We start from the raw sequence: 12,713 nt of genomic DNA, 5'->3' as shown, positions 1-12,713 counted from the left end.
CCGCAATGAAACTGAGCGCAGCCAAATCGGCTAACCGTTTTATCTCCCTGGTCTTCATTACCCTCGTTTTTCTGCTGATAACCAGCCTTGCCGGTAACCTGCTGGCCTGGATGCGGATAGACACCCTGATAAATTCCCGCCAGGAAACCTATATCCCGATGTTTTTTGACACGCCGTTCACCTTAAGCCGCACCCATGCGGATGCCAATTATCTCGAACAGACGGCACAGTCCCTGACTTTCCTGCGTTACAACGTGTCACCGGAAACGGTGCGTGCCAACCACAAAGCGGTGCTGCGGTTCGTGGACAAAGACAGCCGCACGGAGATGCAGGAGGCGCTGGCCGACGAAGCGCGGATCATCACCGACAACAACGTGACCTCGGCGTTTTATATCAGCAGCCTTGATGTCTATCCCGACCAGGGTATTGCGGATATCACCGGCACGCTGCAGACCTGGATAGGCAACCGGAAGTCCCTGCCGGAGGAAAAACGGCTCCGGCTGGCGCTGAAATACGACCGGGGGCTGACCACCCTCCGTGATTTTAAGGAAATGACTGATGAGAAAAAGAAAAAATAGCCCGCCGGTCAGTACGGCTCCCGGCCTGCTGCTCTGTGCCGGTCTGCTGTTGTCTGCACCGGTATTCAGTAAACCGTTGGCACAGCCCCCTGTGCGTATTCCGGTGACCGCCGACAGCCAGGTAAAAGTGGCGTTCAGCAATACCCAGCCCAATATGCTGATAGTGCCGGGTGACCGGATTGTCGCGGTGGACAGTGCATCCGGGATGTTCCTGAATGACGGTCAGACCGGGCGCACCGGGATGGCCAACGGCGGCGTGGTGCTGATGACGGCACAGACTGCTCCGTTCACCTTTTATCTGCGCACCGCAGGCGGACTGACCGTCTCCGTGGTGGCGGTGCCGCAGAAGCGGGACGGCCGGGTGCTGCAGTTTATCTCAGACCGTCCGGCGGTCAGCAAACCGGCAGAGCGCTGGGAGCGGTCACAGGCGTACCCGGACACACTGATTGCCTTACAGAAAGGGGTGCTTAACGATCAGCTGCCGGACGGCTTTGTCCGTGCGCCGGTGACCCCCCTGCCGCCGCTGTCCCTGCCGTTCCCGCTGACCGTACAGGCAGAGAACATGTGGAACGGCGGTCAGCTGCGTATCTATCAGATCACACTGCGCAATACGGGAGCGGCAGAAACCGGTATACCGGAAAGACTGTTCCGGGCGGACGGGGTGCGGGCGGTGATGATCCATCCGTTTGCGGTCACGCTGAAACCCGGGGCCACCGCACAGGTCTGGCTGACGGTCAGCAGGGAGGATAACTGAGATGGCGAATATTAATGTGAAAACCCGCCGCAAACAGGTGGTGGTGCTGATAGCGGTACTCTGCGGACTGGGTGTTATCGGCGGCGTGGCCTGGTATCTCGGTCAGCCGGTGAAACCGGCGGCAAAAGCAGCCCCGAAACCGGCACCGAACATGACCGGCGTGGTCTCCTCCTCATTTGACAAAAAACTGGAGGGTGCCGCCGTGGCAAATCTGCAGGAAACCGCGTCTGAGGCGGACAAGAAAATCCGGGCGTTTTCCGGCCGTATCGACAAACTGGAGCAGACCAACAAAGCCTACCGCGACAAAATCGAGCAGCAGGAAAAGGATTTGTCCGTACTGCAGGAGCAGCTGACAGAGCTGCAGAGTGAACGGGCATTTCCGTCTGCGGATCCCGGCGGTAACGGCTTTGCGGCAGGCACTATACCATCACCCAATGTGGGTGCCGGTCAGCCGGTGATCCCGCCGCCGACCGCCTTTTATCCGGGCGGACAGGGGTATGCCGCCCCGCAGAGTCAGCTTGTCGTAAATCCGGATCTGGGGCGCGGTCTGTCCTCGGTGACGATTGAGTATGAGGAGGATAAGGAGCCGGAAGCCGCTGTCCCTGAATTACCGTATATCCCGTCCGGCAGTTTTGCGCAGGCCGTCATTATTGAGGGAGCGGATGCCAATGCCTCTGTCACCGGCAACAGCAATCCGTCCCCGATGCAGTTTCGTCTCACCGGGCCGGTACTGATGGCGAACAATGAGGAATACGATCTGCGCGGCTGCATGGTGACCGCAGGGGTGTACGGGGATATCTCCAGTGAACGGGCGCTGGTGAGAACCGACCGGCTGTCCTGCAAACTGTTTGGTCATACCGTGGATATGAAGTTTAAGGGGCACATTTCCTTTATGGGGAAAAACGGTATCAAAGGGGAGCCGGTGATCCGCAACGGGGAAATGATCGGGTATGCGTTTGCGGGCGGTGCGATTGACGCTATCGGCGGCGGTATCGGCAAAGTGGGTCAGACCACGGTCGGTATCGGGGCGGCGGACACCACGTCGTTCGGGGATGTTGCCCGGGCCGGGTTAGGCTCCGGAACCTCTCAGGTCGGTAAAACCCTGTCCGATTATTTCATCAAACGGGCAGAGCAGTACCATCCGGTTATTCCCATCGGTGCCGGTGTGGATGTGACCGTGGTGTTTCAGGAAGGTTTTCAGCTGGAATTTGCCGATGTGAAGAAAAAGAAAGCGGCAAAAACCCCGGTGAAAGAGGCGGTACAGCAGGGGATCTCGGTTTCAAAAGAAACTCTGCGTGAGCTGAACCTTGGTTCACCCGTACCTTCAAATCCGGCACCGGCACCCGCTTACGGGTATTCGCAGCCGTCCGGTTATCCGCAGTAAGGGGACAATGATGAATGTGATCACCTTTGTGCCGTGCTTAACCGGGCTTATTTTCTTCCTGATATCACTGTATGTTCCCGGCGTCCCGGCTGAGGTAGTGATGTTTGCTTTATTGGTCGGCGGACTTGCGATGCTTGCAGGTAATTATATCCGGTCTGATATTCAGGCAGGTTAAGGAGCCTTCAGGTATTGTTCTGCTTTACAGTGCATTGTTTGTGTTTGTGTTTGTATGCAAAACGGTTAAATTCGGTGTTATCCGGATGAGCCGGGTCACCGGCATGGTCTTTCTCTTTGTTGCCCTGCTGATATCCGGTGCCGCCTTCATTAATCAGGCATTTTATCAGCGTGACGGTCTCAGCCTGTGGGCGAAGATGACAGGTCAGGGTCATGTTGAGACTGAACCGTGTCCTCCGGAGATTGGTGTGAATCTCAGTACCGGCGAACTGGTCCGGATGCAGCCAAATTTCGGGTGTGACGGTTTTTTCCCTGATATCAGGGATATCAGTTTCACCGTGACAGCCGGTATGTTTCTGCTGCTGATTTCATTTAGTATGTTTATATTAATGGCAACTAACCTCAGATATATCAGAAAAAGGCCTTATAAAGGTTTTATTTTTGTGGCAGTTGTGGTGCTGATATCCGGAATTGCAATGATTTATTATGATTTTTACAGGGCATTAACTGTATTCTGAGGTAAATATGATAATAACAGGGTTGGCTGTCGGATTTATTTTTATTCTTACCGGTGTGTGGCGATATTATCATTGTGAACACAGAACCGTAAAAATAATCAGCATCTGTATCATTGCAGCCGGTATTCTGGTTATTGCCGGCGTGTTTATTACTGACGCAATAAACGACAAAAGAAATCCGTATCAGGAGAGTATGGGTAAGTATTACAGCGAAGAGTGTAAACCTCTGGTGTTATCCGGCGGGAATGTTGACGGTGAAGTTAATATTATTAAGTGTAACGAAACCATCCTGCAGGTTGATGAGGACAGATATAAAAAGGTTATCTGCGACAGCCAGGGAGCAGAGTGCAGGCAGGACTGACGTCCTTCTTGCTTCTTCGGGCATTAATGGAGGTATTCGTATTTACTGCATCAACCGTGTGACAAAATAGTTTTCATATCGTTTATTTCCCGCAACTGATTATTTACATAGTTAAATAAAATAACTTGTTATTTTTAGTTAATATTCCCTTCATTTTACAGATGAGTCAATTCAAATACCATAGAGAATATTCGTATGGCAAAAGATATTAATGTAAAACAAAATCAACTTTCCCCGTGCAGCCCGTATGATTTACGGTCAGTCACGGATAACGGAAAAAATACATTTCTTATTCAGACCTCATTAATTATTACCGCCCGAAACAGCACACTGACAAAAGATGAAACTGTCGTGGAGCTTATTACGGGGGAAACATTGCGGCTCAGTATGCCGGTCAGTCAGTTTATTGATGCGCTTAACCTTAAATACCCTTACGGAATACCGCCGGAGAAATAATCTTATGAAACATTTATATCTTTTATTCAGTATGTGCCTGCTCTCCGGCTGTGCCGGAATGAAAAGCAGTTTTGATTGTAATACCACCGCGCAGGATTCCTGCATGACGATGGAGGAGGCGAACAAAAAAGCGCAGAGTCAGTCCCTGTCTGCGCCGGGGGCAAAAAAGTCCGTTCCGGCACAGCCGGAGGCTGTCCGCCTGCCCGCGCAGGTGCGTAACACGGAAACCGGCTCACCGGCAGGCACCCTGACGCCGCGTCCGGCACCGGTGATGACCACGGCACAGACGGTAAAATCCGGCACGGCCGTCTCCCCGCAGCCGGTTACCGGCCGCACTTCCGTCACGGTGAACCGCGCCGGTGCGGTCTCTGCCCTGAATGACACCGGCATCACACAGGCGGTGTATCAGCCCGCGCCGACCGCCCGCGTCTGGATTGCCGGATGGATTGATGAACATGACAACTTTTATCAGCCGTCTGTCGTCTCCTTTGTCGTGAAACGCGGTCAGTGGGCGGAGTATCAGTGATGAGCGAACAGATATCCGTGAAAGACATCCTGAAAAACCTGTTCCGGGTGTCCGGTAAACCACAGGCGGAGGCGGATGAACCGGTCTCCGGCCTGCACGAAAATACCCTGAACAAACTCTTTACCGACTGGCGTAAACCGGACGGTAAACGCAAGGCAGATGAGGCGGAAGAGAACATGGATTATCCTTCGTTCAGCCGGGAACTCCCGTACCGGCTGTATGATCCGGATTCCGGGCTGTTCCTCAATGACACCACGCTCGGGTTCGTGCTGGAATGCACCCCGCTGATTGGCGCCAACGACAAGATTGTGGATGCGCTGGACTACTTCCTGCGTAACAAGCTGCCCCGCAAAGTTCCCCTGACCTTTCTGCTGCTCGGCAGTAAATGTGTCAGTGACACACTGGCATACGGGCTGCAGGACATGCAGTGGAAAGGGGATATGGCGGATAAGTTTAATGCTGTCACCCGGGCCTATTACGAGAACGGGGCATTAAACAACTTCCCGAACGGCAAAGACTACCCGCTGACTCTGCGCAATTACCGTCTGTTTGTCAGCTACGCCGAACCGTGCAAAAAGCCGGATGCCCTGGCCTTTCAGTCGGTCAACAAAACCCTCAGTATCATTCAGCAGTCCCTGTCCGGCGCGGGTATTTCCTCAGAGCGGATGGACGATAAGGGACTTATCCGCCTGGTCCGTGAGCTGATTAACTTCCGGCATGACCAGATCCTGCCGCCGGATGACGAACTCGATCCGTATGAGGAGCTGAATTTTCAGACCGCTGACCGCTCCCTGACCCTGACCGTGAAGCCGGATGCGCTGCACCAGACCCTGTCGGTGCCCGGCGGCACGAAAAGCCGCACCAGGATACTGAATTATGCCCTTGAGAAAAACCCGGTCCGCTTTGCCCTGTGGCAGGGCGGGGATAACCTCAGCAATCTGTTAGACCCGGCGTCCACTGTCCCCTGTCCGTTTGCGATCACGCTGACCACGGAGGTGGAAGACCTGGTGGCCTCGCAGAATGAGGCTAACCGCAAATTCATGACCAATGACAGCCGTGCCAACTCTAAATACGCCAGCTGGATCCCCGGGGTGAAACAGGCACGGGATGAGTGGGGGGAGCTGCGCACCCGGCTCAGTAAAAACCAGTCCGCCCTGGCGCGGTACAGTTTCGGTATCACGCTGTTCTGCGAGGATGATGATGACAAGGCGCTGATGGCGGAAATGGCGCTGATGAACACCTTCACCGGCAACGGGCTGACGGTCAGTTCCCCGACCTTTATGCAGCTGCGCAATTATCTGGCGCTGTTCCCGTTCAAGATGCAGGAGGGACTGTGGTCAGATATGCGCCGCGCAGGGGCCACGTTCCGGGCGGAAGCCTTTAATGTCGCCAACCTGCTGCCGGTTGTGGCCGATAACCGTATCTCGCCACGGGGGCTGCCGATACCGTCTTACCGTAATCAGTTGTCTTTTCTGAATATCTTTGACACGGCCTCGGGTCTCGGCAACGACAACTACAATATGGCGGTCTGCGGGACATCCGGCGGCGGCAAATCGTTTCTGATCCAGGCGATGATCCGCCAGGTGCTGGACGGCGGCGGACGTGGCTGGGTGCTTGATCTCGGCGATTCTTACAAGGGACTGTGTGAGGCGGTCGGCGGTGTGTATGTCGATGCCACCACCCTGAAATTCAACCCGTTCGCTGGGATCACCGACATTAAGGAATCGGCGGAAAGTATCCGTGATCTGCTGCTGGTGCTGGCCAATCCCGCCGGAGGCATGGATGACACCTCAAAATCCATCCTGCTCAATGCCGTACAGGAGGTGTGGGAAGTCAAAGGCCGCTCGGCACTGATTGATGATGTGTCCCTGCATCTGCAGGAGCAGATCGATAAGGGCATCTTTGCGGATGCCGATACCATCCGTTTCCGCATGCAGGAAATTATTGTTTCCCTGAAAAAATACACCACGGAGGGCATATACGGGGAGTATTTCAACAATCCGGAGCCTGCCCTGAAAGATGATGTCCGTTTTTCCGTGCTGGAGATGGGGAAACTCAAAAACAAACCGGATCTGCTGGCCGCCATCATGTTTTCCATGATGATTTACATTGAGCAGCAGATGTACCTGTCCCCGCGCAGTGAATTAAAAATCGCCACGATTGATGAGGGCTGGCGGCTGCTCAAAAGCACAAATACGTTTGTCGGTGACTTCATTGAGAACGGTTACCGCACCGCCCGCAAACACGGCGGTGCGTATATCACTATTTCCCAGGGGATCGAGGACTTTGACGGGGAGCAGGCCAGTCTGGCCGCCCGTGCCGCCTGGTCTAACTCCTCCTTTAAAATCATCCTTAAACAGAACCCCGAAGCGTTCCGCAAATACAACCAGTACAACCCCGATCAGTTCTCTGTCAGTGAGCGTGCTGTGATAGAGGGATTTCCTGCTGCCCGTGATGCGCATTTCAGTGCCTTTATGCTGCGCATCTCCGGTCAGGTCTCCTATCACCGGCTGCTGCTTGACCCCCTCAGCCGCGTCATGTTCTCAACCAACGGTGAGGACTTTGAGTTCCGTGAACATGCCCGGAAACAGGGGATGACGATCAACGAAACCCTGTATCAGCTGGCGCAGCGTAATTTTCCCCGTGAAATGGAGGCGTTATCCCGATGGCAGCCACAAACCCGGCATTAACAGCAAATACCCCGGTTGTGAATGATCATGTAAAACCGTCCCGGCGCAGCCGCCGCCGTCATGACTGTATCCGTGCCGTCTGTTTTTTTCTGGCCGTCTCGGTGGCCGTCAGTGCCGGGATATCGGTACTGGTTCACCGCTGGCTGGCTCCGGTCACCGTCTCGTTTGATCTGACCCGTACAGTGGATCAGTTCCGTGACCAGCTGGCTCAGCAAATCAGCGCGGCGCATCCGCTGACGGAAGAACAGATCGCACAGACCAGCCGCCGTTTTCAGGAAGCGATGAATGACAGCCTGCAGGAATACAGCCGGTCTCATCACGCGGTCATTCTGGTCACACCGGCTGTGGTCACCGGCGCACACGATATCACGGCGGATATTCAGGCGGCGATAGCGGAAAAAATGAACGGGGGGGAATGATGCTGCGTTTACCTGTGATGGTGTTATGTCTGCTGCCGGTCTGGGTGTCCGCAAAAGATCTCGGTGTGCGCGGGGATGTCTGGCCGGTCGCGGAGCAGAGTCTGTTATCTCTGATTGAGACCCGGCTGAAAACGATGGAGCAGACCGGTGAGCTGGCACAGCGGCAGGAGGACTTTAAAAACCGCGTGACTGAGAACACGCTGCGCCCGGCACCGGTGGAAGGGCTGGAAACGGATACCGAACCGCACACTGTCTGGTATGACCCGACCTTTACGGTCAGACAGGATCTCGCTGACGACAAAGGCCGGGTGTTCGCCCGTAAGGGGCAGCAGGTGAATCCGCTGGAGAGTATCGCGTTTGCGCAGACCCTCTATTTTCTCGATGCCGATGACCCGCGTCAGGTGGCCTGGATGAACGCACAGACACCGGCCACCGTCCGTTACAAGGTGATCCTGACCCGGGGCAATATCCGTGAGGCCACGCAGACCTTAAATACACGGATTTACTTTGATCAGGACGGGGCGCTGACGTCACAGCTGGGGATCCGCTATATCCCGGCGGTGGTCACGCAGGAAGGTAACCGGCTGCGGATTGTGTCTGCCGCCATGACGGAGGGACAGCCGTGAAAACAGGATGGATTGCGCTTGGTTTTGCGGTGTTTTTCCTCACCGCCCCGGTGAAAGCTGACCCGGCGTGTGACGGAAAATTCGTCAACCCGATCACCGATATCTGCTGGAACTGTCTGTTCCCGATGACCATCGGTAACGTGCCGGTGTTCCCGGGCATTGCCCCGGATACCGAAAACCCGTCCATGCCGATCCAGATTTGCCAGCTGGGGATTTTGTACCGTATCGGGCTGGCGATCGGCTACTGGGAGCCGTTTGCGCTCACCGATGTGACCCGTTCCCCGTACTGCATGGTCAATCTCGGCGGATTTAACCTCAATATCGGCAAAATGGGCGGCGGCACAGCCGGTCAGAGCGATAAAGAGGCGCCGGGGGCGTTTTATCATGTCCACTGGTACAAATACCCGCTGACCTACTGGCTCAATATCATCACCTCCGCCGGGTGTCTGCAGGCCGGGGATATGGATATCGGCTATCTGTCCGAACTTGACCCGATGTGGGAGGACAGCTCGTTGTCCTCGGTGATAGCCCCGGAAGCCTTTGTCTTTGCCAATCCCATCGCTCAGGGTGCCTGTGCGGCGGATGCCATTGCCAGTGCCTTTAACAAACCGCTCAATGCCCTGTTCTGGTGTGCCGGTTCCCAGGGCAGCATGTATCCCTTTACCGGTTATACCTCCAATGAGTTCAGCCCGCAGGCATCTTCCGTCCTGCTGTCGGAGCGGATGGCGTTCAAACTGCACCGGCAGGGCATGATCATGAACAGCACCGGTCAGAATACCGCCGTCTGCTATGAATACCCGTCCCCGGTTATGCCGAAAGACCGTTACCGCTATCAGATGGTGAATATGTATCCGGACACGGCCATGTGTCACCCGTTCGGCCGGTCAGTCATGCACTGGCAGGCCGGGCACGCCTCTCCGGCCAGCCGCAAAAACTTCGGCTACCTTATCTGGCGCAAACGCAACTGTGTTTTTCTGTGAGGGATAATCCCGTGAAAAAAATGATATTAACGCTGTTACTCACCGGGCTGACGGCCTTTGCGGCTGCCGCCGGAACGGTGCAGGAACAGCAGCAGTTTATTGAGTCGCTGCGCGACAAAAGTCAGTCACTGCGCGAGGCACCGCCCGCGCTCTCGGAAACAGCCGCGCAGGGTGAACTCAGTGAGACTGACGCGGCGTGGCTGGCACAGCTGCAGCAACGCCGTCAGCAGGACAGTCAGGCATCACAGCCGCGCACTCAGTCAGACGCGCTGTACCTGATTTCGTTCTCCGTGCCGGAAGACGGCCTGAAACTGATGATCCCGGAAGCGGCCGGATTCGGGATACCGTCCGTGATTAACGGGCTTATTGACAATGATTTCCGCAAAACCGCCGCCGCTGTCTTCCGGCTGACCAAAGAGAATGAACACAGCGGTGTACAGATTGATCCGACCGCATTTGACCGTTTCGGGATCCGTCAGGTGCCCGCGCTGGTTGTCCGCTGCGGGGAGCAGTATGACGTGGTCTACGGCAACCTGAAAATCGGTAGTGCGCTGGAAGCAGTCGCCCGTGACGGTGAATGTGCGGACACGGCGAAACGGCTGCTGAATAAGGAGAACCGCGATGATTAACCGGAATACGGTGCTGCTGTTATGTCTGTTCGCCGGTTTTGCCGGTGCTCAGAGTGATTACGATGCCGGGTCCCGCTTTGCCCGTGAGCAGAAAGGGCAGGGCACCGGTGCGATACAGACTATGAAACCGGAGGAAATGATCCCCGGGTATACCGCCAATCCGCCGGAAAGCGGCTATTACGGCGGTGTGCAGGCCGGTGCGGCCTCCGGTCTGGAGAGCGCCGGGGCGGATGCGCTGCATAACACGGAGGCCGGAAACACCGTTATTGATGTCATTAAAAACCGTCCGCCGGACAGACCGGATTTGGATGCCCCGTTTATCAGTAACGGACTGACTGTCCGGGACAATGCGGAGACCATCACCGGCGGCACCGATGTGCCGTGCAAAGACGTGACCCTGGATAAAACTGATATCACCACCCGTTACTGTGAGCGGTCACCGGCGGCAGCGCTGGCCTGCACCCGGACGGCGAAAATTGCCTGGAAAGCGGCGGATGCGTGGGAAACACAACGTATCACCATACCCCCGGACAGGTTCACCTATTCGTACGGCGGAAACGGTATTGATACCGCATTTGTATCCCCGGTGACCGGGACTGTTCAGAGTGCGGTACTGGATGTGTGGGTCGGCGGTAACCGTTATCTCTGGAATACCCGGCTGACCCTGCTGAACAGTCCGGTGCTGATGACCAACACCGCCCGGTTTACCCTGAATAATGCGCCGGGCTATGCCCTGAAAGAAGGGGAGACGGTAAAAAGTCTGCGCGGCTGTCCGGCGGATAATACCAACTGTAACGGGGCACTCATCGAAGGCATGTACCGTCAGTTTACACAGGAAAAATCCGCCACCCTGACGCTGGTCATGGTGGTCACGGTTAAGGTGAAGACGGTTGAGCCGTACATCGAATGGGTGGAACACTGCCCGTTCGACAAATCGCAGGAAGTGAAGTTATCCACTCAGTGTACGGAGGCGGGCGGTACCAAAACCGTGGAGTACGGCGGTAAAAAATATCCTGTGTACAGTGACTGCTGGCAGTATACCGACAGCTATATTTCCCAGGCGGCCGATAACGGATCCTGTGATGCGCTGATGAAAGATCCGGCCTGCACCCTGGCAAAAACCACCTGTACTGAACAATCCGGTGCCGCCTGTCTGCGCGAACAGGCGGTTTTTTCCTGTGAGAAAAAAGTCAGTGCCGCCGGGCAGTTATGCGGTATGGATCTGGTCTGCACCAGCGGGGAATGTGACCAGATTAACAGCGGCGGGGTGAATGATTTTCAGCACGCGGTCTCCGCCCTGGCGGCAGTGGCCGCCGCCGGGGAGGACGTGGCGGCACTCAACGATGAGATGAATATCCGTGCCTTTACCGGGCAGGGGCAGTCCTGCCGCAAAGCCGCCGCCGGGTTCAGTAACTGCTGTAAAAACAGCGGCTGGGGTAATGATACCGGGCTTGCCGGATGCGACAGTGAGGAAAAAGCCATCGGCAAAGCAAAAGACCGCAAACTGGCGGTGTATGTCGGTACGTACTGCTCCAATAAGGTACTGGGCGTCTGCCTGCAGAAGAAGGAAGGCTACTGCGTGTTTGACAGCAAGCTTGCCAAAATTGTCCAGGAGCAGGGGCGGAGCTGGCAGCTGGGGATCGGTTTCGGCAGCGGCAACAATCCGGACTGCCGGGGAATAACCATTGATGAGCTGCAGGCCATTGATTTTGACCGGCTGAATTTCGCGGATTTCTATGAGGATATGGAAAGCGGTACGGATATTCCGGCAGATCAGGAACTGATTGACCGTGTGAAAGAACAAATCAGCAGCCATGTGCAGCGGGGGACACGGCCATGAGAAAACCCGCACTGATGACCCTGCTGTGTCTGTGTGCCGCCGTTGCCGGTGCGGTGCAGCCGCAGACACACACTTATGTGGACGACCCGCTGACCGGCTGGCACTGGTATAACGAACCGCAGCCGGAGGAGGACGATGAGAGTGAACCGCCGCCGCAGGACACAGTCCCGCTGTCCTCGCTATCTGCGGCCGTGCAGAAAAAAGTGATGCAGAAGATGACGCAGGAGGCACTGGACACCGCCATCATGGTGCCGAGTGCGGAAAATGCCGCCCGGTTTCTGTCCCTGCAGCGTTACTGGCTGACGAAGTCCGCCGAATTTGAGCGGTCAGCCCGCAAAGCCCTGCTGTATTACCCCGCACTGGATTACAACCTCGAACACAGCCACTACAACAGCACCGTGCCGCTGCAGCTGGCGGCCGCCCGGGAGAAAGAGGAGCAGGCTGTCCGCGACCTGTCCGGCCGTTACGGGTTATTTCTGTTTTACCGGGGCCGTGAGCCGGTTGATAACCGGATGAGCACCGTGGTCGCGCAGTTTGCGCAGGATAACGGGATCAGCCTGATTCCGGTCAGCATGGACGGGGCACGCAGTGACGCGCTGCCCGGCACCCGGACAGACAGCGGACAGGCCGCCGCAATGGGTGTCAGTCATTTTCCGGCACTCTATCTGGTTGATCCCGCCACTGAACACTACCAGCCGCTGGCGTTCGGTTTTATGACGCAGGACGCGCTGTCCCGCCGTTTTCTTGAGATAGCGACCGATTTTGCCGCTGATTAACA

At 56.0% G+C, this 12,713-nt stretch carries 15 protein-coding genes; all 15 read left to right on the top strand.

Annotated features, from left to right (window positions below; genetic code table 11):
• The first annotated feature begins 5 nt into the window (after nt 1-5).
• The 15 genes from traE to traF all read left to right on the top strand — a co-directional run bounded on the left by traE (nt 6) and on the right by traF (nt 12,711).
• Complete coding sequence (gene traE, locus ACF8OF_RS00375; protein WP_392495351.1) at nt 6-578, top strand: type IV conjugative transfer system protein TraE; 573 nt, start codon at nt 6-8, stop codon at nt 576-578.
• A complete protein-coding gene (locus ACF8OF_RS00370) occupies nt 559-1,332 on the top strand; it encodes a type-F conjugative transfer system secretin TraK (protein WP_392495350.1) in 774 nt (257 codons plus the stop codon). The genes traE and ACF8OF_RS00370 overlap by 20 nt, the downstream gene beginning before the upstream one ends.
• A 1-nt stretch (nt 1,333) precedes the next feature.
• Nucleotides 1,334-2,716 carry a TrbI/VirB10 family protein gene (locus tag ACF8OF_RS00365; RefSeq protein ID WP_392495349.1) on the top strand — a complete coding sequence of 461 codons (1,383 nt, stop codon included), beginning with the start codon at nt 1,334-1,336 and terminating at the stop codon, nt 2,714-2,716.
• Between the two features lie 7 nt (nt 2,717-2,723).
• The gene (locus ACF8OF_RS00360) at nt 2,724-2,891 is read left to right on the top strand and encodes a hypothetical protein (protein ID WP_392495348.1); all 168 of its coding nucleotides are present in this window, start codon (nt 2,724-2,726) and stop codon (nt 2,889-2,891) included.
• 85 nt (nt 2,892-2,976) lie between these two features.
• Nucleotides 2,977-3,408, top strand: coding sequence for a hypothetical protein (locus ACF8OF_RS00355; protein ID WP_392495347.1), 432 nt, complete (start codon nt 2,977-2,979; stop codon nt 3,406-3,408).
• A 193-nt stretch (nt 3,409-3,601) separates the two neighbouring features.
• Nucleotides 3,602-3,769 carry a hypothetical protein gene (locus ACF8OF_RS00350; RefSeq protein WP_392495346.1) on the top strand — a complete coding sequence of 56 codons (168 nt, stop codon included), beginning with the start codon at nt 3,602-3,604 and terminating at the stop codon, nt 3,767-3,769.
• Nucleotides 3,770-3,964: 195 nt separating this feature from the next.
• On the top strand, nt 3,965-4,225 hold the full coding sequence (locus ACF8OF_RS00345) for a hypothetical protein (RefSeq protein ID WP_392495345.1): 261 nt from the start codon (nt 3,965-3,967) through the stop codon (nt 4,223-4,225).
• Between the two features lie 4 nt (nt 4,226-4,229).
• Nucleotides 4,230-4,751, top strand: coding sequence for a type IV conjugative transfer system lipoprotein TraV (gene traV / locus ACF8OF_RS00340; protein ID WP_392495344.1), 522 nt, complete (start codon nt 4,230-4,232; stop codon nt 4,749-4,751).
• Nucleotides 4,751-7,441 carry a type IV secretion system protein TraC gene (gene traC, locus ACF8OF_RS00335; protein WP_392495343.1) on the top strand — a complete coding sequence of 897 codons (2,691 nt, stop codon included), beginning with the start codon at nt 4,751-4,753 and terminating at the stop codon, nt 7,439-7,441. The genes traV and traC overlap by 1 nt, the downstream gene beginning before the upstream one ends.
• Nucleotides 7,417-7,860: a type-F conjugative transfer system protein TrbI gene (gene trbI, locus ACF8OF_RS00330; protein WP_392495342.1), complete on the top strand. Its 444-nt coding sequence runs from the start codon at nt 7,417-7,419 to the stop codon at nt 7,858-7,860. Before traC ends, trbI begins: the two co-directional genes overlap by 25 nt.
• Complete coding sequence (gene traW, locus ACF8OF_RS00325) at nt 7,857-8,486, top strand: type-F conjugative transfer system protein TraW (protein ID WP_392495341.1); 630 nt, start codon at nt 7,857-7,859, stop codon at nt 8,484-8,486. Before trbI ends, traW begins: the two co-directional genes overlap by 4 nt.
• 11 nt (nt 8,487-8,497) lie before the next feature.
• Entirely contained in the window at nt 8,498-9,466 is a 969-nt protein-coding gene (gene traU, locus ACF8OF_RS00320) for a conjugal transfer pilus assembly protein TraU (protein ID WP_392495387.1), read from the top strand.
• A 20-nt stretch (nt 9,467-9,486) separates the two neighbouring features.
• Nucleotides 9,487-10,095 (top strand): type-F conjugative transfer system pilin assembly protein TrbC, encoded by a 609-nt coding sequence (gene trbC, locus ACF8OF_RS00315; RefSeq protein WP_392495386.1) that lies wholly within the window; start codon nt 9,487-9,489, stop codon nt 10,093-10,095.
• Nucleotides 10,088-11,935, top strand: a complete 1,848-nt coding sequence (gene traN, locus ACF8OF_RS00310; RefSeq protein ID WP_392495340.1) for a type-F conjugative transfer system mating-pair stabilization protein TraN — start codon at nt 10,088-10,090, stop codon at nt 11,933-11,935. Before trbC ends, traN begins: the two co-directional genes overlap by 8 nt.
• Complete coding sequence (gene traF, locus ACF8OF_RS00305) at nt 11,932-12,711, top strand: type-F conjugative transfer system pilin assembly protein TraF (RefSeq protein ID WP_392495339.1); 780 nt, start codon at nt 11,932-11,934, stop codon at nt 12,709-12,711. The genes traN and traF overlap by 4 nt, the downstream gene beginning before the upstream one ends.
• Nucleotides 12,712-12,713: the final 2 nt, after the last annotated feature.

It is taken from the genome of Morganella sp. TYF_1 (assembly GCF_043105645.1).
GTDB lineage: Bacteria > Pseudomonadota > Gammaproteobacteria > Enterobacterales > Enterobacteriaceae > Morganella > Morganella morganii_B.
The sequence above is the reverse complement of the archived record's forward strand: the minus strand, read 5'-3'. Positions and strand labels throughout refer to the sequence as shown.